The organism is Martinezella miluonensis, from assembly GCF_900094545.1.
GTDB lineage: Bacteria > Pseudomonadota > Alphaproteobacteria > Rhizobiales > Rhizobiaceae > Rhizobium > Rhizobium miluonense.
Genome location: NZ_FMAH01000052.1, coordinates 1 through 19,869 on the forward strand (window position 1 = coordinate 1; position 19,869 = coordinate 19,869).

At 60.5% G+C, this 19,869-nt stretch carries 21 protein-coding genes; 12 read left to right on the forward strand and 9 right to left on the reverse strand.

What is annotated here, in order from left to right:
* Nucleotides 1-255 precede the first annotated feature (255 nt).
* On the forward strand, nt 256-1,965 hold the full coding sequence (locus GA0061102_RS28180; RefSeq protein WP_092855385.1) for a Do family serine endopeptidase: 1,710 nt from the start codon (nt 256-258) through the stop codon (nt 1,963-1,965).
* Nucleotides 1,966-1,969: 4 nt separating this feature from the next.
* Here the strand turns inward: GA0061102_RS28180 and GA0061102_RS28185 are convergent, their stop codons facing one another.
* The 3 genes from GA0061102_RS28185 to serB are packed head-to-tail and all read right to left on the reverse strand — an operon-like array spanning nt 1,970 to nt 4,030.
* Nucleotides 1,970-2,548, reverse strand: a complete 579-nt coding sequence (locus GA0061102_RS28185) for a GNAT family N-acetyltransferase (RefSeq protein ID WP_092855387.1) — start codon at nt 2,546-2,548, stop codon at nt 1,970-1,972.
* Nucleotides 2,545-3,108, reverse strand: a complete 564-nt coding sequence (locus tag GA0061102_RS28190) for a GNAT family N-acetyltransferase (protein ID WP_092855389.1) — start codon at nt 3,106-3,108, stop codon at nt 2,545-2,547. The genes GA0061102_RS28185 and GA0061102_RS28190 overlap by 4 nt, the downstream gene beginning before the upstream one ends.
* A gap of 31 nt (nt 3,109-3,139) precedes the next feature.
* Entirely contained in the window at nt 3,140-4,030 is an 891-nt protein-coding gene (gene serB / locus GA0061102_RS28195) for a phosphoserine phosphatase SerB (protein ID WP_092855391.1), read from the reverse strand.
* On the opposite strand from serB, the gene miaA reads away from it, so the two are divergent.
* Complete coding sequence (gene miaA, locus GA0061102_RS28200; RefSeq protein ID WP_092855393.1) at nt 4,029-4,925, forward strand: tRNA (adenosine(37)-N6)-dimethylallyltransferase MiaA; 897 nt, start codon at nt 4,029-4,031, stop codon at nt 4,923-4,925. The genes serB and miaA overlap by 2 nt on opposite strands.
* Before the next feature lie 9 nt (nt 4,926-4,934).
* Here the strand turns inward: miaA and GA0061102_RS28205 are convergent, their stop codons facing one another.
* The gene (locus tag GA0061102_RS28205; RefSeq protein WP_092855395.1) at nt 4,935-6,971 is read right to left on the reverse strand and encodes an ATP-binding protein; all 2,037 of its coding nucleotides are present in this window, start codon (nt 6,969-6,971) and stop codon (nt 4,935-4,937) included.
* A gap of 328 nt (nt 6,972-7,299) precedes the next feature.
* On the opposite strand from GA0061102_RS28205, the gene GA0061102_RS28210 reads away from it, so the two are divergent.
* The 3 genes from GA0061102_RS28210 to GA0061102_RS28220 all read left to right on the forward strand — a co-directional run bounded on the left by GA0061102_RS28210 (nt 7,300) and on the right by GA0061102_RS28220 (nt 10,810).
* The gene (locus tag GA0061102_RS28210) at nt 7,300-9,093 is read left to right on the forward strand and encodes an acetolactate synthase 3 large subunit (protein ID WP_092855397.1); all 1,794 of its coding nucleotides are present in this window, start codon (nt 7,300-7,302) and stop codon (nt 9,091-9,093) included.
* 85 nt (nt 9,094-9,178) lie between these two features.
* Entirely contained in the window at nt 9,179-9,751 is a 573-nt protein-coding gene (ilvN, locus tag GA0061102_RS28215; RefSeq protein ID WP_047633834.1) for an acetolactate synthase small subunit, read from the forward strand.
* A gap of 90 nt (nt 9,752-9,841) precedes the next feature.
* Nucleotides 9,842-10,810: a capsular polysaccharide export protein, LipB/KpsS family gene (locus GA0061102_RS28220; protein ID WP_425348571.1), complete on the forward strand. Its 969-nt coding sequence runs from the start codon at nt 9,842-9,844 to the stop codon at nt 10,808-10,810.
* A 65-nt stretch (nt 10,811-10,875) separates the two neighbouring features.
* On the opposite strand, the gene GA0061102_RS28225 is transcribed toward GA0061102_RS28220, so the two are convergent.
* Nucleotides 10,876-11,721, reverse strand: coding sequence for an aldo/keto reductase (locus tag GA0061102_RS28225; RefSeq protein WP_092855399.1), 846 nt, complete (start codon nt 11,719-11,721; stop codon nt 10,876-10,878).
* Between the two features lie 219 nt (nt 11,722-11,940).
* Between GA0061102_RS28225 and GA0061102_RS28230 the strand changes: the two genes are divergently transcribed.
* From GA0061102_RS28230 to GA0061102_RS28245, 4 genes are read left to right on the forward strand one after another with little or no spacing between them, the layout of a single operon-like run.
* Complete coding sequence (locus tag GA0061102_RS28230) at nt 11,941-12,534, forward strand: LysE family translocator (RefSeq protein WP_092855401.1); 594 nt, start codon at nt 11,941-11,943, stop codon at nt 12,532-12,534.
* Between the two features lie 23 nt (nt 12,535-12,557).
* Nucleotides 12,558-13,208 (forward strand): nitrile hydratase subunit alpha, encoded by a 651-nt coding sequence (gene nthA, locus GA0061102_RS28235; protein ID WP_092855403.1) that lies wholly within the window; start codon nt 12,558-12,560, stop codon nt 13,206-13,208.
* On the forward strand, nt 13,205-13,864 hold the full coding sequence (gene nthB, locus GA0061102_RS28240) for a nitrile hydratase subunit beta (RefSeq protein ID WP_092855405.1): 660 nt from the start codon (nt 13,205-13,207) through the stop codon (nt 13,862-13,864). Before nthA ends, nthB begins: the two co-directional genes overlap by 4 nt.
* Nucleotides 13,851-14,222, forward strand: a complete 372-nt coding sequence (locus GA0061102_RS28245; RefSeq protein ID WP_092855407.1) for a nitrile hydratase accessory protein — start codon at nt 13,851-13,853, stop codon at nt 14,220-14,222. The genes nthB and GA0061102_RS28245 overlap by 14 nt, the downstream gene beginning before the upstream one ends.
* A 35-nt stretch (nt 14,223-14,257) precedes the next feature.
* Here GA0061102_RS28245 and GA0061102_RS28250 read toward each other — a convergent pair whose 3' ends face one another.
* Genes GA0061102_RS28250 through GA0061102_RS28260 form a run of 3 tightly spaced genes read right to left on the reverse strand, consistent with a single transcriptional unit; the run spans nt 14,258 to nt 15,976 of the window.
* Nucleotides 14,258-15,061 carry an anti-sigma factor family protein gene (locus GA0061102_RS28250; RefSeq protein WP_092855408.1) on the reverse strand — a complete coding sequence of 268 codons (804 nt, stop codon included), beginning with the start codon at nt 15,059-15,061 and terminating at the stop codon, nt 14,258-14,260.
* Nucleotides 15,058-15,612 (reverse strand): RNA polymerase sigma factor, encoded by a 555-nt coding sequence (locus tag GA0061102_RS28255; protein ID WP_092855410.1) that lies wholly within the window; start codon nt 15,610-15,612, stop codon nt 15,058-15,060. The genes GA0061102_RS28250 and GA0061102_RS28255 overlap by 4 nt, the downstream gene beginning before the upstream one ends.
* Nucleotides 15,596-15,976: a COG4315 family predicted lipoprotein gene (locus tag GA0061102_RS28260; RefSeq protein ID WP_092855412.1), complete on the reverse strand. Its 381-nt coding sequence runs from the start codon at nt 15,974-15,976 to the stop codon at nt 15,596-15,598. The genes GA0061102_RS28255 and GA0061102_RS28260 overlap by 17 nt, the downstream gene beginning before the upstream one ends.
* A 151-nt stretch (nt 15,977-16,127) precedes the next feature.
* On the opposite strand from GA0061102_RS28260, the gene GA0061102_RS28265 reads away from it, so the two are divergent.
* Nucleotides 16,128-17,255, forward strand: coding sequence for an ATP-dependent DNA helicase (locus tag GA0061102_RS28265; RefSeq protein ID WP_092855414.1), 1,128 nt, complete (start codon nt 16,128-16,130; stop codon nt 17,253-17,255).
* Nucleotides 17,256-17,419: 164 nt separating this feature from the next.
* Entirely contained in the window at nt 17,420-18,172 is a 753-nt protein-coding gene (locus GA0061102_RS28270; RefSeq protein ID WP_092855416.1) for a pyridoxine 5'-phosphate synthase, read from the forward strand.
* Between the two features lie 246 nt (nt 18,173-18,418).
* Here the strand turns inward: GA0061102_RS28270 and GA0061102_RS28275 are convergent, their stop codons facing one another.
* Nucleotides 18,419-19,306: an SDR family oxidoreductase gene (locus GA0061102_RS28275; protein WP_092855418.1), complete on the reverse strand. Its 888-nt coding sequence runs from the start codon at nt 19,304-19,306 to the stop codon at nt 18,419-18,421.
* Between the two features lie 138 nt (nt 19,307-19,444).
* Here GA0061102_RS28275 and GA0061102_RS28280 point away from each other — a divergent pair, with 138 nt between their 5' ends.
* Nucleotides 19,445-19,861, forward strand: a complete 417-nt coding sequence (locus GA0061102_RS28280) for a winged helix-turn-helix transcriptional regulator (RefSeq protein WP_092855420.1) — start codon at nt 19,445-19,447, stop codon at nt 19,859-19,861.
* The last annotated feature ends 8 nt before the right edge of the window (nt 19,862-19,869 follow it).

Here is a 19,869-nt window from a genome sequence, read left to right on the forward strand (position 1 = left end):
CACCATAAACATAACATCAAAACCCGCATAGACCCAGAAACCAAAAGAGGCCCCGGTCAAACCGGAGCCTCCAAACGTTTCCACACAGGCTGCTCACGGCGGCCCTTTTTCTTTTGCGAAACAGCGTCACACTTGCGATGAATCCAGCGGTCGGATCGAGGTTCGGGGATATCGCAAAAAGGTGATTTCACGCTTCATCATTCCGCCTTATGTTGATGCTTATACAAGATTTCCCTTTCTCAATGAGGATGCCTGATGGCCCCGATCAATCGCCTGCCTTTCAGACGTTCCTGCGCTTTGCTGGCCAGCATAGCTTTGATTGCCGGCCCGGTTGTGGGGAGTGCAGGACAGGCTTTCGCTCAGGTACAAAATAGCGGTGCGGCGGCCGGCGCTCAGGTGCCGGCAACCTCCAACATCCAGACGCCGCCAGCGACCTCACCGACGGTGACAATGAACCCGACGCTGAATGCAGGCCCGGCCTCGGTCGCCGATCTGGCCTCCGGCCTGCTCGACGCCGTCGTCAACATCTCCACGTCGCAGAAGGTAAAGGATGAGGGAAACGGGCCGGCGACGCCGAAGCTGCCGGATAATTCGCCCTACCAGGATGAATTCAACGATTTCTTCAACAACAAGAAAGACGACGATCGCAACCGCAAGGTGAGCTCGCTCGGCTCTGGCTTTGTCATCGATCCCGCCGGCTATATCGTCACCAACAACCACGTCATCGAAGGCGCCGACGATATCGAGGCGATTTTTCCGAACGGCACCAAGCTGAAGGCCAAGCTGATCGGAACGGACACGAAGACCGATCTGTCGGTGCTCAAGGTCGAGCCGAAGCATCCGCTGACGGCGGTCAAGTTCGGCGACTCCTCCAAGATGCGGATCGGCGATTGGGTGATGGCGATCGGCAATCCTTTCGGCCTCGGCGGTTCCGTGACCATCGGGATCGTCTCGGCGCGTGGGCGCAATATCAATGCCGGCCCTTACGACAATTTTATCCAGACGGATGCGGCGATCAACAAGGGCAACTCCGGCGGCCCGCTCTTCAACATGAAGGGCGAGGTGATCGGTATCAATACCGCCATCATCTCTCCGAGCGGCGGTTCGATCGGCATCGGCTTTGCCGTTCCGTCGGAATTGGCGGAAGGCGTCGTCAATCAACTGAAGAATTTCGGTGAGACCCGCCGCGGCTGGCTCGGCGTGCGCATCCAGCCGGTCACGGATGATGTTGCCAACAGCCTCGGTCTTGGCAGCGCGAAAGGCGCGCTCGTGGCCGGCGTCATCAAGGGCGGCCCCGTCGACAACGGCACTATCAAGGCGGGTGACGTCATCCTGAAGTTTGACGGCAAAGAGGTGGATGAGACGCGCGACCTGTTGCGCATCGTTGCTGAAAGCTCGGTCGGCAAGGAAGTGGATGTCGCCATCTTCCGCGACGGCAAGGAGCAGACCGTCAAGGTGACGCTTGGCCGGCTGGAGGACAGCAACCAGGCCGCAGCGGCAAGCAGCGACAAGGGAAAGCATCCGCAGCTCGCGCCGGATGGCAATGGCAAGCATGACGGGGTCATCAATCCCGACGAGGGTGATGACGACAATGACGGCATGGACGGACAGGACCAGGGCAGCAATCCGCAGCAGTCGCCGCAGGCGCAACCGCAAACCCAGGCGAGCTCGGCCTTGCTCGGGATGAAGCTTGCAAAGCTGACCGCCGAAAACCGCAAGAGCTTCGGCATTGCCGACAGCGTCGACGGCGTCGTCATTACGGAAGTCGCGCCGGGTTCTGCAGCGGCCGAAAAGGGTCTGAAGCCGGGCGATGTCGTCGTCGAGGTCGCGCAGGAATTCGTTCAGACGCCCGGTGCTGCATCGGACAAGGTATCTTCGCTGAAGCGTGAGGGACGCCGCAACGCGCAGATGATGATCGCGTCTCCGAACGGTGACTTGCGCTTTATCGCCGTTCCGCTGGAATAGGAATTCAGCGCGTCGCCTGTCCGGCCTGCTCTGCACGCCATTCGGCGGCACTCAGGCGATAGACGACGTGGCGCTTCAGATGCGGATGCGTCTCCGGAATTTGAGGATGGTCGAAATCGCAGCCCGGATCGGGCTGCATGCCGATCTTGGCCATCGCTGAAAGTGCGCGCCTGTTGTCATGCACCGCAATCGACAGGATTTCTTTGATCTCTAGGATGGTGAAGGCTTGGTGCAGAAGGGCCAAGCCGGATTCGGTCGCATAGCCATTGTTCCAATGGCGTGCTGAGATTCGCCAGCCGATCTCCACGACATCCTGCGGCAGAATGGGCGCGAGCTGCAATTTCGATAGCCCGCAGAACCCGATTGTCTCGCCGCTGTGCTTCAAGACCATGACGAGAAGGTCGAAGCCGGGTTCAGGCGTCATGTCCTGGATCATGGCGAAGATGGCGTCTGCATCCTCGCGGCTGCGGCGGAAGGGGAAGAACTCAAGCACGGCCGGATCGGCGCTGAGCTCATGGAACAGCTCGCGATCCTCATCCAAGCATGGCCGCAGGATCAGTCGCAGTGTTTCGATAGGGGTCATTGCTTTGAGCGCCACTCGGCAGCAGTCAGCCGATAGAGAACGTGGCGTTTGAGATGAGGGTGAGTGTCCGGCACATTGGGATGATCGAAATCGCCGCCCTCGACACGATGCAGGCCGATCCGCTCCATCACGGCGGTCGATCTGACATTATTATGCACGGCGAAGGAAACGATCTCGTTCAGACCGAGCTTTTCGAAGCCATAAGCCAGCAAAGCGCGCGCCGCCTCGCTGACCAGTCCCTTACCCCATTGTCGCGTCACCAGCCGCCAGCCGATCTCGATCGTTCCCGCCGGAATGGCCGGTTCGAGGTGATCCGTCCTCATCAGCCCGCAATAGCCGATTGCCTCGCCGCCTTCCTTCAGCTCCAGCGCGTAGAGCCCAAATCCGGTTTCCGTGATCATCGAGTGAACGCGGTCGAAGAAGGCGTCCGCTTCCTTGCGGTTGCGGCGGAAGGGGAAGAACTCCATGACGGTCTCGTCGGAATTGATCTCGTAGGCCAGGTCGCGGTCCGTCTCGCGCCAGTTGCGGATGATGAGTCGGTCGGTTTCGGTGATGATCATCTGTGGCCCCGATCCGGCGGTTTGCGCCGTTCTACGGTTTGATGAAGTCCGTCTTGCGATAGCCCTGGATGTAGAGCAGGGCGGTGAGGTCGCCATGGTCGATACGCATTCTGGCCTGAGCGGAGACCGTTGGCTTGGCATGCAGCGCAACGCCGGAGCCGGCAAGCTGCAGCATGCCAAGATCGTTGGCGCCGTCGCCGACGGCTATAGCGTCGTCGGTGGAAATGCCGAGTTCTTCGGCAATCTCGTTCAAGGCATCGACCTTGGCCTGCTTGCCGAGAATGGGCTCCTTGACGAAGCCAGTCAGCAGGCCGCTTTCCTCCAGCAGGATGTTGGCTCGGTTTTCATCGAAGCCTAGCGTCGCTGCGATGCGGCTGGTGAAAACGGTAAAGCCGCCCGAGACGAGGGCGGTGTAATAGCCCTTCGCCTTCATGGTGGCGATCAGTTCAGGACCGCCCGGCGTCAGCGTGATGCGCTTTGCAATAACCTCGTCAACAACGGAAAGTGGCAGTCCCTTCAGCAGAGCGACGCGCTCGCGCAGAGCCGGCTCGAAGGCGATCTCGCCGTTCATCGCGCGCGCAGTGATATCGGCGACTTTCTCCTTGAGGCCGACCTCGGCTGCCAGTTCATCGATGCATTCCTGGCCGATCATGGTCGAGTCCATGTCGGCGATCAGCAGCTTCTTGCGGCGGGTTTCCGCTTGCTGAATGACGAGATCGATCGGCTTGCTGCTGATCACGGTCAGGATGTCGGCTTCTGCGGCTTGTAGATCCGTATCGTCGCGCAGCGCGATATCGCAGGCAATGCCGTCGGCCAGCCAGTAAAGTCCTGAGGCTCTGATGGCTTCCGCTGCCTGTTCGGCTATCGCCGGAGCAAGAACGGGGTTTGACGGATTGGCAATAAGCGTGGCAACGAAGGTCATGAGCAGAAACCTTATGAGCAATATCGACGCGATCCTGATAACCGGGCCGACAGCGAGCGGCAAGTCCGCGCTTGCGGTCGAATTGGCGCGTTCACACGATGGCGTGGTCATCAATGCCGATAGTATGCAGGTCTACGATACTCTACGCGTCCTGACCGCCCGGCCTTCCGAAGAGGATATGGAGGACATTCCGCACCATCTTTATGGTCATGTCCCTGCGGGGCAGGCTTACTCCACAGGCGCCTGGCTGCGCGAGGCTACCGAACTTGTCGAGCGCTTGCGCGAGCATGGGCGATTGCCCGTTTTCGTTGGCGGGACAGGCCTTTATTTCAAGGCGCTGGCAGGCGGCCTCTCAGATATGCCCGCCATTCCCGCCGAGATTCGCGACCGCCTGCGTGCGCGGCTCCTGGCGGAAGGGGCAGAAGTTCTGCATTGCGAACTGGCTGATCGAGATGCTTCGGTTGCGGAAAGCCTCAACCGCCAGGATGGCCAGCGTATCGTTCGTGCGCTGGAGGTGATCGAAGCGACCGGCCAATCCATCGCGGCCTATCAGGGCAAGCAAGGCCCTGTCGTGATCGATCCCGACCGCGCGCGGAAGATCGTCGTGCTGCCCGACCGTGAGGTGCTGCATCAGCGCATCAACGGCCGCTTTGAGAAAATGCTGGCGATGGGCGCGGAAGACGAGGTTCGATCCCTGCTGGCGCAGGAATTGTCACCGGATATGCCGGTCATGAAGGCGATCGGCGTGTCGCAGATCGCCGCCATGCTGAAAGGCGAGATGACGCGCGATGAAGTTCTCGAAACCGGAGCGGCTGCGACCCGACAATATGCCAAGCGGCAGATGACCTGGTTTCGCAATCAGATGGACGAAAGCTGGGAACGGCTCAGCCCCTGATTTGCGGCGTCAGTCCTTGTCGTAAAGACTGCCCAGCGGCTTCTTCAAAAGGCTGTCCCGCAGTGAGAGGCCAGGTTCCCGCCTTGGCGGCGCAGGTACCTCCTCCCTTGCAGGGACGGTGCGTGGGATTGCCGGGTCGCTGCTGCGGAATTCGCGGCGCAGTTCGGCAAGCCTGCTGTCGATCGACGTCTGTACCGGTGCGGCAGTCTGTGGGGCGGCGGCACGGGGCAGCATATCCGGTCGATAGGGTTCGTTCAGCGGCGCCTGTGCTTCCGCCGGGCGCCATGCGGGCTGCTCGACCGGCATATCATCAGGATCGTTCCTGATATTGGCGAGTGCCTCGCTGGCAGCGCCGTAGCTTTGCTGCAGGGAGCCGATATCGGGGCCGGAAATCGCGCGCATACGGTTGACGATCGTGCGCAGGTCGACGGTATCCGGCGACTCGTCGCTGACCTTCGCCACGCTGCCGGTCGCTTTCGGCAGCAGGTGTTCATTGACGCGAGAGAAGCGCATGCGCATCGGCACGGCAATGGCCGCGCCGAAGGCGATGGCTTCGCCATTGCCGATCGACGACAGGAAGCTGGTCGTCGAGATCGAGGAGTTCGGTATGGCCGAGCGGATGATTTCCTGGTCGTGGTCGTTGGCAAGACGCATCGCAAAGAGCGTCGAGCATTGCGACAGGATCGTCTGGTCGAGTTCGCCGGGACGCTGGGTGATGATGCCAAGCGACACGCCGTACTTTCGCCCTTCCTTGGCGATGCGGGCGATCGCTTGCCGCGTCGGGAAGAAGCCGAGGCTCTGATCGGCGGGAATGTAGCGATGCGCTTCTTCGCAGACGACCAGCATGTGGATTGCGCCGTCGCTCCAGAGCGCCAGTTCGAACGCCATGCGGCAGAGAACCGAGGCTACGGAATTGATGACTTCGGACGGGATTCCGGCAAGCTGAAAGGTGCAGATCGGTTTGCCGTCGCCGGGAATGCGGAAGATCTTGGCGATGGTCTCCGTGATCGTATCGGTGATCGTGTTGTTGGAGAACATGAAGTGATAGCGCGGATCGTTGATCGCGGAGATGATGCGCATCTTAAGCGAGCGCAGATGTGGCTTTTCCTGACGGCCTTCCAGCCGGCCGATGCGCTCGTCGATCAGCGCCAGCAGATCGGCCATGCGGTAAGGGAGCGGCGTATCGGCCGTCACCGAGGCCCTTTCGGTCTGGCGTCGCATCAATGCGGAATCGCTGCCCCTAAAGGCGCGTTTGGCTTCGGGAATAAGATCGCGCAGGGCGTCGAGCTCTTCCGGTATCGCCGGGCGACCGCGAAAGACGACTTCACCGAACTCTTCGAGCCGCATCAACCAGAAGGGGAGGTCAAGCGTATCCGTATCGATAACGACGGCATGGCGGGGAAAGGCGGCGGCAAATTCGTTGTGCGGGTCGAGGATCAGCACGCGCAGTTTCGGATCGGCGCTTATCGCTTTGTGCAATAGCAGCGAAACGGCGGTCGACTTGCCGACGCCGGTCGAACCGACGACGGCGAAATGCTTCGACAGCATCGATGGAATATGGATGGAGGCGTCGATGCTTTCGTCCTGCGTCAGCTTGCCGACGACGCAGCTGTCGCCCTTGCCGGCATCGAAGATACGCATGAGGTCGCTGGCGCGGATGCGGTGCGCGATGGCGCCGAGATAGGGATAGGCGGAAATGCCGCTGGAAAATTCTTCACGGCCGTCCGGCTCGACCCGAACCTCGCCCAGCAATTCCACTTCGATGCGGAAGAGGTTGTCCTGCCCTTCGCCCCAGCCGACGCTTTCGGTGTTCATGGAATAGACAAGGGCGGCGACGCGGTTCTTCCCGACGCTGATGGAGATCAGCTTTCCGACAGACCAGAGTTCGGTCAGATCGGTGCCGCCAGCTTCTGCGACGGCTGCTATCGTTGCCCGCGAGCCGTTGCAGGCGACGACGCGGCCTAGGAAACGATTTCCCGGCTTTAGCTTATCGCGGCGATCAAGATCTCCCGCTTTGCCTGATGTCTGCAGATCGTTGTTGAGCAAACGGCTACCCCAAGCGTTAGATGGTAAAGCATAGGGAGTGCGGCTTAACAAAACCCTGTCGGCAATAGGCGCTTTTTATCTGGTATAGGGGCGAGCGCGATTTTTTATTGCTTCACGCGTTGACGCTTCGAAATTTTCTGTCTATCACTTCGGCCCATGAAAAACTCGATTATTCTTATCGTGGTGGGAAGGCGCATGGGCAGGATGGTGTAACCATCCGGCGACAGCCACCCATGCGCTAGATGACAGGCTCCCCGAGGGGCCTTTTTTTATGCCCGAAATCGAGATTTCATCTTCCCAAACCTCCAGCAGACAGCGGAACAAACGTATGACCGGCACAGATAATCAGGCGAGCGGCAATCGAATGACAGGCGCGGAGATCGTGTTGCAGGCGCTCAAGGACAACGGCGTCGAACACATCTTCGGTTATCCGGGCGGCGCGGTGCTTCCGATCTACGACGAGATCTTCCAGCAGGACGACATCCAGCATATTCTGGTTCGCCACGAACAGGGCGCCGGCCATGCGGCCGAAGGCTATGCCCGCTCCACCGGCAAGGTCGGCGTCATGCTGGTTACTTCCGGTCCGGGCGCGACCAATGCCGTCACGCCGCTGCAGGATGCCTTGATGGACTCGATCCCGCTCGTCTGCCTGACGGGTCAGGTTCCGACGTCGCTGATCGGCTCGGACGCTTTCCAGGAATGCGATACGGTCGGCATCACCAGGCCCTGCACCAAGCACAACTGGCTGGTCAAGGACGTCAACCAGCTGGCCGCCGTTATTCATGAAGCCTTCCGCATCGCGCAGACCGGCCGTCCTGGTCCTGTTGTCGTCGACATCCCGAAGGACGTTCAGTTCGCCACCGGCACCTATACGCCGCCGGAAGCGCATGACGCCCAGAAGAGCTACCAGCCAAAGGTTCAGGGCGATCTCAACAAAATCACCCAGGCGATCGAACTGATGAAGAATGCACGCCAGCCGGTCATCTATTCCGGCGGCGGTGTCGTCAACTCCGGTCCGGAAGCTTCCAGGCTGCTGCGCGAACTCGTCGAGCTGACAGGTTTCCCGATCACTTCGACGCTGATGGGTCTCGGCGCCTATCCGGCTTCGGGCAAGAACTGGCTCGGCATGCTCGGCATGCATGGTTCTTACGAAGCCAACATGGCGATGCATGATTGCGATGTCATGGTCTGTATCGGCGCGCGCTTCGACGACCGCATTACCGGCCGCCTCAATGCCTTCTCGCCGAATTCGAAGAAGATCCACATCGACATCGATCCTTCCTCGATCAACAAGAACGTTCACGTCGATATCGGCATCCTCGGCGATGTCGGCAATGTTCTGGAAGATATGGTCCGCCTGTGGCGGGCGCTGCCGCAGAAGCCGGCCGCCGACCGCCTCGGCGATTGGTGGACCAGCATCACTCGCTGGCGTGCGCGCAATTCGTTCGCCTACAAGCCGAGCGATGACGTCATCATGCCGCAATATGCGATCCAGCGTCTCTATGAGCTGACCAAGCATCGCGATACCTACATCACGACCGAAGTCGGCCAGCACCAGATGTGGGCGGCACAGTTCTACGGTTTCGAACAGCCGAACCGCTGGATGACCTCGGGCGGCCTCGGCACCATGGGCTACGGCCTGCCGGCCGCGCTCGGCGTGCAGATCGCTCATCCGGAAAGCCTGGTCATCGATATTGCCGGCGATGCCTCGATCCAGATGTGCATTCAGGAAATGTCGGCGGCGATTCAGCATAACGCGCCGATCAAGATCTTCATCCTGAACAACCAGTATATGGGCATGGTTCGTCAGTGGCAGCAGTTGCTGCATGGCAACCGCCTGTCGAACTCCTATACGGAAGCGATGCCCGATTTCGTCAAGCTGGCCGAGGCCTATGGCGCAGTCGGCCTGCGTTGCGAGAAGCCGGGCGATCTCGATGCCGCCATCCAGGAGATGATCGACGTCAACAAGCCGGTCATTTTCGATTGCCGCGTCGCCAATCTCGCCAACTGCTTCCCGATGATCCCCTCGGGCAAGGCGCATAATGAGATGCTATTGCCGGACGAAGCGACCGATGAGGCCGTTGCCAACGCCATCGACGCCAAGGGTCGCCAGCTGGTTTGATCGATAGCCAGGGGCGCGGCGGGAGCCGCGCCTCGGCCGATCTCGCTGGCATACCGAACAAAACCGAGGAAACGGAACAGGAATAATGAACGCACACCTTCAACCCACGGGCTCAGCCTATTTCATTTCGCCGGAAACCGCGGCGGCCGAGAGCCATACGCTTTCGGTACTCGTCGACAACGAGCCCGGCGTTCTCGCCCGCGTCATCGGCCTCTTCTCCGGCCGGGGCTACAACATCGAAAGCCTGACCGTCTCTGAGACCGAGCATCAGGCGCATCTGTCGCGCATCACCGTCGTAACCCGCGGCACGCCGCAGGTGCTGGAGCAGATCAAGGCCCAGCTGGAGCGTATTGTTCCCGTTCACCGCGTCGTCGATCTCACGGTGCGTGCCCGCGAACTTGGCCAGGAACGGCCGATCGAGCGCGAAGTGGCGCTGCTGAAGGTCACGGGAAGCGGCGAGACCCGCGCCGAAACGCTGCGGCTGGCCGATGCCTTCCATGCCAAGGTGGTGGATGCGACCGTCGAGCACTTCATTCTCGAAATCACCGGCAAGTCTTCGAAGATCGATCAGTTCATCGCCATCATCAAGCCGCTCGGCCTCATCGAAGTCTGCCGCACCGGCATTGCAGCGATGAACCGCGGCTCGCAGGGAATGTAAGAGCTGCATCGTTGACCGGCTCGCGGGCGTCGCTTAATTTCTGCGATGCCCGGTCCGGATTGTCGGCTCTATTTGCAGCGGGGGTAGAAGGTGGCAATCGTTGCTGGCGAGGTTTTGCCTGATCTCGGTGAAAAGCCGTGGCATCCGCCGGCGGACATGCGCCTTGGCGCGGCGTTCTTCGTGCGCGGCGATTTTCCCTGGCTCGGACATTATTTCGGTTCGCAGAAGCTGGCGTCGATCCTTTCTCCAGGCATAGGCGGTGTCGTCTCCTGGGGCGGCCGCGCACCTGCCAAGACGGCGGCCAGGATTGCGCGGTTTCGTCAACTACGGCATTGGCATTTGGAAGATGGCTTTCTGCGGTCCATGGGGCTCGGCAAGGCCGGCGCCGTTCCGCTTTCCATCGTCATCGACGATCTCGGCCTACCTGTCGATGCAGGCCGACCGTCGCGGCTTGAGCGTCTCATAGAAGGCACCGAGGAGGCTGGCGATCTCGGCCGCACCATCCGAGAGCAGATCGTTCTCAACAAGCTTTCGAAATACAATCATCTTCCTCATCAACCGCCTCGTATCGAGCGGACGGCAAAGCGTCGCATCCTTTTGGTCGATCAGGTCGTTGGTGATGTTTGGGTCGGCAGAGCACTTGGCTCGCCAGCTTCCTTCGAGCGGATGCTTACGGAAGGACTGGCAAGCGGCGCGCAATGCCTGATCCGAACCCATCCGGATGTGATGGCCGGACTTCGTAAGTGGTATCTTACAGATGATGCATCAAAAGGCGATGCAATCCTTCTTGACGATGAAGTGTCGGTAGCGTCGATACTAGATGTCGTCGACGAGGTCTGGACGGTCTCGAGCCAGTTCGGTTTCGATGCGCTGCTGCGCGGTATTCCGGTTCGCTGCTATGCCGCCCCCTTCTATGCAGGCTGGGGCGTGACCGAGGATCATTTCGGCGTCTACACCAAGGCTACGCTTGCCGGGCGTCGGACGAAGCGGCGGACTGTCGACCAGATCGCCGCGGCCGCCTTTTCGCTCTATCCCACCTATCGCGATCCTGCTGATTGACAGGAGATCGATGTCTTCCGGGCAATCGAGCTGATTGTTGCGCAGCAGAAGGCCGCTGCCTGAACCTACAGCATTTCCAATGATTTCTTTCGCGATGGCGGTGGGAAGGCGGCGTCGAGGATGGCCCAATCCTCATCGGTCATGTCGACATCTATGGAGTCACGGTTCTCCTCGACACGCTGCGCATTCGATGATTTCGGAATCGATATCACGCCGTCGCGTTCCAGCAGGAAGGCGAGAGCGATCTGGGCTGGCGTGGCCTGATAGGTCTTGGCAATGCGGATCAGCTCGGGATGATGGAGCAGGCGGCCTTGCTCGATCGGCGAATAGGCCATGATCGGAATGCTGCGGTCCTGGCACCAGGGCAGCAGATCGTATTCGATGCCGCGCCGGCCAAGATTGTAGAGCACCTGATTGGCGGCGACATTGCCGCCATTCGGCACGGAAAGCAGCTCATCGATATCATCAACGTCGAAATTCGAGACGCCCCAGGCCTCGATCTTGCCTGCTGCCTTCAGTCCTTCGAAAGCCTCCACGGTCTCTTCGAGGGGGTAGTTTCCGCGCCAATGCAGCAGATAGAGATCGATGCGATCGGTGTTCAGGCGCCTCAGACTGCGTTCGCAGGCTTCGACTGCGCCCTTGCGGCTTGCATTGGCGGGGTAGACCTTGCTGACCAGAAAGACCTCGTCGCGCCGTCCTTCGATCGCCTTGCCGACTATCTCCTCCGAGCCGCCGTCGGCATACATTTCTGCCGTGTCGATCAGCGTCATGCCGAGATCGAGGCCGGTTTTTAGGCTGGTGATCTCGTCTCTGGCCTTGGCGGCACTCTCCCCCATGTTCCAGGTCCCCTGACCAAGCGCGGGAACGGCAATGCCGGAGGGGAGGGTGACTGTCGGGATGGGGTCTCGCATGGCATGTCCTCGCTTTACAGAGGGAAGGATAGGTTCATTCCACGGGATTGCAATCGGCGACCTTGATGTCACCGTGACAATCGTCCTATGGCTTTAGTATTGCCTGCGAACTAATGTCGGCTCGACCATGCGTCGCCGTAGTTGGCGTGCACGAACCGCGTATCATGAGAAGAATTTTGGATGCCGCCCCTCGTCACGTACGGTGTCCAAGGAGGCATTATGGCGCTGGATACATTTCTGGCCCTCTTACTTTTTGCATTCACAACCTCGATCACCCCAGGGCCAAACAACATGATGTTGTTTGCTTCTGGTGTGAATTTCGGTTTCCGGCGCACTATCCCGCACATGCTCGGCATCGGCGTTGGCTTTCTGTCGCTGCTGCTCGGCGTCGGCCTGGGCCTGGGGGCTGTGCTGCATACTGTGCCGCTGCTCTACACCGTGCTGAAATTCGCGGGCGGCGCCTATCTCGTCTGGATCGCCTGGAAGATCGGCACGTCTCGCAGCCTGACCGAAAGCGAGGATTCTGCGCAGCCGATGAGCTTCATGAGCGCTGCCGCGTTCCAATGGGTCAATCCCAAAGCCTGGGTGATGGCAGTTACCGCCATGGCAACCTATACCAACGAGCAGCTTTATCTCTTCAGCGTCCTTCTCGTCGGGCTAGCATTTGCCGCCGTGAACGTGCCCAGCGTGTCGACCTGGGCCGGCTTCGGCTCGGCGCTGCGTGACTGGCTGGCCGATCCCGTTCGGCTCAAATGGTTCAACATAACCATGGCCGTCCTGCTGGTGCTCAGTCTCTGGCCGATGCTAAAGTAATCGGCAAGCGATAGGAGACGGCCATGTCCCACGGACACTCGCATGATGACGACGATCATCACGATCATCACCATCACCACGACAACCATTATTCCGACATGCAGGCGCGCGTGAAGGCGCTCGAGACGCTGCTGACTGAAAAGGGGCTGATCGACCCGGCGGCGATCGACCGTATCGTCGAAACCTATGAGACGAAGGTCGGGCCGCGCAATGGCGCGCAGGTGGTGGCGAAGGCCTGGAGCGATCCCGATTTTGCGGACTGGCTGCGGCGCGACGCGACAGCGGCGATCGCAAGCCTCGGCTTTACCGGCCGCCAGGGCGAGCATATGCGCGCGGTGTTCAACACGCCGGAAACGCATAATCTGATCGTCTGCACGCTTTGCTCCTGCTACCCGTGGGCCGTGCTCGGGCTGCCGCCCGTCTGGTACAAGGCGCCGGCCTATCGTTCGCGCGCCGTGATCGATCCGCGCGGCGTGCTGGCCGAATTCGGTCTGGCATTGCCACAGGAAACCAAAATCCGCGTCTGGGATTCGACGGCGGAACTTCGCTATCTGGTGATCCCGGAGCGGCCCGCCGGTTCCGAAGGCATGGACGAGGCGGCGCTGGCGGATCTTGTCAGCCGCGATGCCATGATCGGAACTGCGCTCGCCAAGGCGCCGGGGGCCGCGCTATGAACGGTCCACACGATCTCGGCGGCCAGATGGGCTTCGGTCCGGTCGCCCCGGAGCCGAACGAGCCCTATTTTCATGCGGAGTGGGAAAAGCGTGCGCTCGGCATCACGCTTTCCTGCGGCGCCTTCGACGCCTGGAACCTTGATGAAAGCCGGCATGCGCGCGAAAACATTCCGCCGGCCAGCTATCTTGGCGCCAGCTACTACGAAATCTGGACTCGTGCCGTCGATACGCTGCTGGAGCGGCACGGTTTCGCCACGGCCGAGGAGCTACGCACCGGTCACTCGCTTGAGCAGGGCAGGGTGCCGAAGCGGGTTTTGAAGGCGGATATGGTCGATGGCGTTTTGACCAAAGGTGGTCCTTGCGACCGGCCGGTCGATACCACACCGCTTTTCGCCGTCGGCGATCATGTGCGGACGAAGAATTTCAATCCGACCGGCCACACCAGATTGCCGCGCTACGCCCGCGCCAAGAGGGGTGTTGTCGAGGCCGTGCAGGGCTCGTTCGTGTTCCCCGACGACAACGCTCATGGCCGCGGCGAAAATCCGCAATGGGTTTACACTGTCGTTTTCGACGGTGTTGAAATTTGGGGTGAGGGTGCTGATCCTTCGCTGACGATCTCGATCGATGCTTGGGAGAGCTATCTTGAGCGCGTGTGAGGTTGCATCGCCTCTGGCGCAATCGCCGGGGTTGCCGAAGTCTACCGATGGCGAGCCGGTCTTTCCAGAGCCCTGGGCGGCGGACGCTTTTGCTATGACCGTTCACCTCCATGAGAAGGGCTTGTTTGCCTGGAGCGAATGGGCGGAGCGGCTGTCAGCCGAATTGCACAAGCCAGGTCGCGCACCTGACGGCAGCGACTATTTCGATTGCTGGGTGGCGGCGTTGTCTGGTTTGCTTGTGGCGAAGGGCATTGCCGATGCCGATGCGATCCTGACCTTGCAGAAGAGCTGGCAACGCGCGGTGGAGGCAACGCCGCACGGAAAGCCGATCGCGCTGGAAAACGATCCGCAGCGCTAAGGCAATCGCGGAAACGCTTCAGCGCTCTTAATAGGCTAGGACGAGAATTGCTTGTAGCATTCGTCCGCCACTTGCCGCAGCATATCGCGTGAGATCTCGCCGGTGACGGCATAGCCGAGATGGCCATCGATCCAGTAGAAGGTTTCGACGGCGTCGTTGCTGGCAAAGCGGAAGCTCGTCGTGGTGTTTCCCCTATTACGCCCCAACAGCACCGTCAGGCGCTGGCCGCTGGCATTTTCATACATGAACAGGGCTCCGGGCGTGCCGTTGATCGGCAGCAGCCGGCCGCCGACCAGCTGGAAGCCCAGTTTCTGCAGGCTCGGCACCTTGAGGCCGGCAATGTTCATGCGCTTGCCGAGCCAGGTGGCGAGATGCGCCTCCTGATCCGCGCCGACTTCGACCGGATGGCGGACATCGCTGGCATAGACGACGAAGGCTGAATGCGCCTGCTGCGGCAAGGCCTCGATGGCGGTCATTTGCAATTCGGGCTGTGCGAAAAGATCTGGGCCGAAATGGCCTGCTGCTGCGCCGGCGACGAATAGCGCCAGCGAGGCGGCGAGCATCATCAGTCTGCGGCTTGGTCGTGCTGGAAACGCCTGAACAGTGGATGTGCTTCCGCTTCTGGAAATGAGGTCCGCGTCGCCGTCCTTCGATACGGCATAGGGGGAGAACATGGCCCGGATTTCATCGTTCTGCGCCTGCCATGCCGCAACGGCAGCGGCGTCTTCGGGATTTTCGGTCAGCCATACTTTCAATTCCGCCTGCTTTTCCGGCGGCAGTAAACCATCGGCAAAGGCGTGAAGGTCCGCTTCGGTCACGGTCGGATTGTTTTCGTTCATCTTGGTCTCCGAAGCGTGACAATATTGTCTGTATTCAGCAGGCTGGTCATCTTCTGACGGGCGCGCGATAGGCGCGACATTACGGTGCCGATCGGGATATCGAGCATTTCCGCGACATCCTGATAGCTGTAGCCTTCGACGACGATGAGCATCAGCACGGCGCGATAGTCTTCGCCGAGGCTGTTCAGGGCCATTTCCAGGCGTGACCGTTGCAGTGGGTCGTTGTCGGTTTCGGCTGCGGACAAGTGGCTGTTTTCATCGATATCGACGAAGCTGCGGTTGCCCTGCTGGCGCAGTCCGTTGCGATAGAGATTGGTCATGATGGTGAGCACCCAGCCGCGCAGGTTCAGCCCGCGCCATTGGCTGCGCCGAGTCAGAACCTTCTCAACACAATCCTGAAGCAGGTCTTCGCCATCGGCATCCGAACGGGTGAGGCTGCGCGAATAGCGTCGCAGCGAGGGGAGGAGCGCCAGCACCTCCGCCTCGAAACCATCCGGCGCGGGGGAGGCTCCCGCCGCGCCGTTTTCGGTCCGGTCAGGGCCGTGCGGCATTCCAGAGGCCCTTGAAGCCGTCGCCGGCTACATCACCGGACTTCGCGTCCTTGACGAAGAAGTAGAGCGGCATGCCGTCCTTTGCCCACTGTTTCATCCCGTCCTTGCGGGTAATAATCGAATATGCACCCTCTGCCTTGGCTTTGCCATCGGCCATGAACGGCGGCCAGGCTTTTGCGCAATCGTCGTTGCAATTGGACTCGCCAGCCTTGTCGTTCTTGAAGGTATAGAGCGTCTTGCCGTTTTCGCCGGCAAGGACCTTGCCCTTGGCGCTTTCGACCGTCTTGACGGGGGCTGCGGCGAAAGCTGCTGTGGCAAAGGCCGATGCCGCAGCCAGCGCGGCCAGGAAACTCAGAGTCTTCATGATGTCTCTCCTCGGGTGGTGGACGATAGTAGTCCAGGCCCCGCATTTTGCGTTGCCGGACATGAGACACCGGTGCTCCCGATTTTATTCCCTAGCCACCGGGTATTTTTTACTGCTTGCTTCCTGCCGCCGAATCCTGCCATTTCGGCCCATGCAATTCGCGCCGCAACAAGATGAAGCGCTCCAGGCAGTCGCCAAGTGGCTGAAGGAAGGGCGCTCGCCGCTGTTTCGCCTTTTCGGCTATGCCGGCACGGGCAAGACGACGCTTGCGCGGCATTTTGCCGAGCATGTAGATGGCGAGGTGCTGTTTGCGGCCTTTACGGGTAAGGCGGCGCAGGTGTTGCGCTCGCGGGGCGCCTCGAATGCCAAGACCATCCATTCGCTGATCTACCGGCCACGCGGCGAGGAAGCCGTCGAGGATGAGGAGACGGGTAAGACATCCATCGCCCCGATGTTCACCATCAATCGCCAGAGCCCGGTCGCCAAGGCCGCGCTGATCATCGTCGACGAATGCTCGATGGTGGACGAAGCGCTCGGCAAGGATCTGATGAGCTTCGGGACGCCCATTCTGGTGCTGGGCGATCCGGGGCAGCTCCCGCCGGTTTCCGGCGGCGGTTTCTTCACGAACGAGGAGCCGGATTATCTGCTCACGGATATTCATCGCCAGGCCCGTGACAATCCGATTATCCAGCTCGCCATGCAGGTGCGTGAGGGCAAGGAAATCATGCACGGCGACTATGGCACCGCGCAGGTGATCTCGAAGAACGAGGTCACGCAGCCGCTGGTGATGGAGGCCGATCAGGTTCTGGTCGGCACCAACAGGACGCGCCGACGCTACAATCAGCGCTTGCGCGAGCTTAAAGGTTTTACGGCCGACTATCCGCAATCCGGCGACAAGCTGGTCTGCCTGCGCAACGATCCCGCCAAGGGGCTGCTCAACGGCTCGCTCTGGCAGGTCATGACCTCTTCCAGGGAAACGACGAAACCTGGCATCAATCTTTTGATCCGCCCGGAAGACGACGACATGGATCGAGGTGCTGCCAAGATCAAGCTGCTGAAGCAGGCCTTTGAGGATGTCGAGGGCGAGATCCCGTGGTCGACCCGCAAGCGCTATGACGAGTTCGATTATGGCTATGCGCTGACGGTGCACAAGGCGCAGGGTTCGCAATGGAACAATGTGGTGCTGTTCGATGAGAGCTGGGCGTTTCGCGATACGCGCGAGCGCTGGCTCTATACCGCCATTACCCGCGCCGCCGAGACGCTGACGATCGTCCGCTAGCACGACGTTCAGGCCTCTCCATAGATCCGTCACTGTGTAGTGACACTGGTGCGGTGCGCCTATCAAAGTTTTGCATGGATTGATGTCGGAATCTCGTTGGTTTTGCTGGCCGTAATGGCATAAAACGACGCTACCATCCGCTTTGAAAATCAGGGATTTCGATCATGCCTGCCAAGCTTTCCGTGAACCTCAACGCCATCGCGATGCTGCGCAATCGGCGTGATCTTCCCTGGCCGAGCGTCACCGGGCTTGGCCGCATCGCGCTTGCTGCTGGCGCCAGCGGTTTGACTGTTCATCCGCGCCCCGATCAGCGGCATATCCGCTTTTCCGATCTGCCCGATATCCGTGCGCTGATCGACGACGAGTTTCCCGAGGCGGAGTTCAACATCGAGGGCTATCCGACCGATGAGCTCTTCGATCTCTGCGCTTCGGCTGAGCCCGAACAGGTGACGCTCGTACCGGACGATCCCACGCAGGCGACATCCGATCATGGCTGGGATTTCCGCAAGAACCGTGCTCTGCTGGCTGATGTCGTTGCCAAGTACAAGAAGATTGGCTGCCGCGTTTCGCTGTTTGCCGATGGCGACGGCGATGCCGACGCCGTGAAGATCGCCAAGGAAGTCGGTGCCGATCGCATCGAGCTCTACACCGGTCCTTACGGCGGCTGCTACGATGCGCCGGAACGGGCTGCCGTCTTTCTGGAGATGCTCGGAAAGACCGCTGATGCCGCCTTCGCTAACGGCCTTGACGTCAATGCCGGTCACGACCTGACGGTCGCCAACCTGCCTGCGCTCCTCAAGCGCATTCCGAAGCTTGCCGAGACGTCCATCGGTCACGGCTTGACCGCCGATGCGCTGGAATACGGCATGGCCGAAACGGTGCGGCGCTTCCGCCGGGCCTGTGGGCAGACGGTTTGAAGCTGAACATTTCGGATTGGTCGGGTAAAGCGCCGGTGGCGAGCTATTGTGCCAGGCCCCTCATCCTAGCCTTCTCCCCGCATCGCGGGGAGAAGGGACAACAGCGCAAACCAATGATTCCATCACTCGATTAGAGCTCATGCTTCAGGCGTGAAAACTCCCTCGCCCCGCTTGCGGGGAGAGGGCTGGGGTGAGGGGCTATACTTGAGGTAGCGGCAAAGACGTCTTGCTCAGCCGCTCCAAAACTCAGCCGAGCAATGCGGCCTTGTGTTCCTCGACGAAGCTGCGCAGCGTCTGCGGTTCCTTACCGGTCAGCTTGTTGAAATCGTTGGTCAGGATGTCGAAATTGCCGGCGCGGGTGTTGGCGTCGGCGGAGACGAGCATGTCGATCACGAATTTCGGCAGGCCGGCGCCGGTGAGGCCGGCGGCGAACTGCTCGTCGTTGACCTGCACGACCTCAAGCGGCCGGCCGGTGATCTTGCTGACGACGCTTGCGACGTCCTCGATCGTGAGGGCAGTTGAGCCAGTCAGCGTATAGGTGGCGTTTTCGGTCTTGTCGGACGCCAGCGCCGCGGCGATGGCGAGAGCGCAATCGTTGCGGCTGATATTGCTGACGCGGCCATTGCCGGTCGCGGTATACCACTTGCCGACTTCGAGGCTGTGCGGCAGACCCAGCAGATAGTTGTCGAAGTACCAGGCGTCGCGCAGGATCGTGTAACCGATGCCGCTGGCCTCGATGGCGTTTTCGGTGCCGAGGTGGTCAGGTGCGAAGGTGACGAGCGAACCTTCCGGGGCCGGCATGGAGGTGTATAGGATATGCTTCACGCCGGCCTTTTTCGCGGCCTCGACGGCAACCGTCTGCTGCTTCAGGCGCAGGCCCGGGACGGCGAGCGCATCGGTGCTGATGATCAGCAGCCGGTCGACACCGGCGAAGGCGGCCGGCAGGGTGGCGGCGTCATCGAAATCGGCCTTGCGGGTCACCACGCCCTTGGCGGCTAGGTCGGCAAGCTTCTCCGGGCTGCGGGTTGCTGCAATGATGCGGCCGGGCGCGACCTTATAAGTCTCCAGCAGGTGATGAATGACGCGCTGGCCAAGCTGCCCGGCGGCGCCGGTGACGAGAAGAGTGCTGCTCATGTCTTTTTCCTTGTTTGACCGCCGCAGATTTGCAGGAGTCTGGTTGCTCTCAAAAAGAGACTAGCACTAGATTGGGGTTTGACTTCGATCTGTAAAGGAGGCAGTTTTTTGGCTCTACGTTACCAAAAGGGAACCGCCTTGAGCACAAGCACTGTCGTCAATCTGCGTAGCACGAAGGTACCGTTGCGTGCCGTCGATATCAGCAAGGTCACTTTTACAGACTGCCCGGTGCGGGATCTGATCTCGCAAATCGGCGGCAAGTGGTCGGTGCTGTTGCTGGAAGCACTGGCACAGCGGTCCTATCGCTTTGGCGAGCTGCGCCGCATGGTGCCCGATATCTCGCAGCGCATGCTGACACAGACGCTACGCGAGCTCCAGCGCGATGGCTATATCGGCCGCGAGGTTTTTCCGACCAAACCCCCGAGCGTCGAGTACCGCATGACCGATCTTGGTTATTCGCTTTATGAGCCGCTGGCGCAGCTTTTGAATTGGGCTGAGGCCAATCACGACGCCGTGCGCGCGGCGCGCGCCAGTTTTGATCAATCGCCGGACTGAGCCCCACA

Coding starts and splice junctions, on each gene's coding strand:
- GA0061102_RS28180 (WP_092855385.1), top strand. CDS start 256: ATGGCCCCGATCAATCGCCTGCCTTTCAGACGTTCCTGCGCTTTGCTG.
- GA0061102_RS28185 (WP_092855387.1), bottom strand. CDS start 2,548: ATGACCCCTATCGAAACACTGCGACTGATCCTGCGGCCATGCTTGGAT.
- GA0061102_RS28190 (WP_092855389.1), bottom strand. CDS start 3,108: ATGATCATCACCGAAACCGACCGACTCATCATCCGCAACTGGCGCGAG.
- miaA (WP_092855393.1), top strand. CDS start 4,029: ATGAGCAGAAACCTTATGAGCAATATCGACGCGATCCTGATAACCGGG.
- serB (WP_092855391.1), bottom strand. CDS start 4,030: ATGACCTTCGTTGCCACGCTTATTGCCAATCCGTCAAACCCCGTTCTT.
- GA0061102_RS28210 (WP_092855397.1), top strand. CDS start 7,300: ATGACCGGCACAGATAATCAGGCGAGCGGCAATCGAATGACAGGCGCG.
- ilvN (WP_047633834.1), top strand. CDS start 9,179: ATGAACGCACACCTTCAACCCACGGGCTCAGCCTATTTCATTTCGCCG.
- GA0061102_RS28225 (WP_092855399.1), bottom strand. CDS start 11,721: ATGCGAGACCCCATCCCGACAGTCACCCTCCCCTCCGGCATTGCCGTT.
- GA0061102_RS28230 (WP_092855401.1), top strand. CDS start 11,941: ATGGCGCTGGATACATTTCTGGCCCTCTTACTTTTTGCATTCACAACC.
- nthA (WP_092855403.1), top strand. CDS start 12,558: ATGTCCCACGGACACTCGCATGATGACGACGATCATCACGATCATCAC.
- nthB (WP_092855405.1), top strand. CDS start 13,205: ATGAACGGTCCACACGATCTCGGCGGCCAGATGGGCTTCGGTCCGGTC.
- GA0061102_RS28250 (WP_092855408.1), bottom strand. CDS start 15,061: ATGAACGAAAACAATCCGACCGTGACCGAAGCGGACCTTCACGCCTTT.
- GA0061102_RS28255 (WP_092855410.1), bottom strand. CDS start 15,612: ATGCCGCACGGCCCTGACCGGACCGAAAACGGCGCGGCGGGAGCCTCC.
- GA0061102_RS28260 (WP_092855412.1), bottom strand. CDS start 15,976: ATGAAGACTCTGAGTTTCCTGGCCGCGCTGGCTGCGGCATCGGCCTTT.
- GA0061102_RS28265 (WP_092855414.1), top strand. CDS start 16,128: ATGCAATTCGCGCCGCAACAAGATGAAGCGCTCCAGGCAGTCGCCAAG.
- GA0061102_RS28270 (WP_092855416.1), top strand. CDS start 17,420: ATGCCTGCCAAGCTTTCCGTGAACCTCAACGCCATCGCGATGCTGCGC.
- GA0061102_RS28275 (WP_092855418.1), bottom strand. CDS start 19,306: ATGAGCAGCACTCTTCTCGTCACCGGCGCCGCCGGGCAGCTTGGCCAG.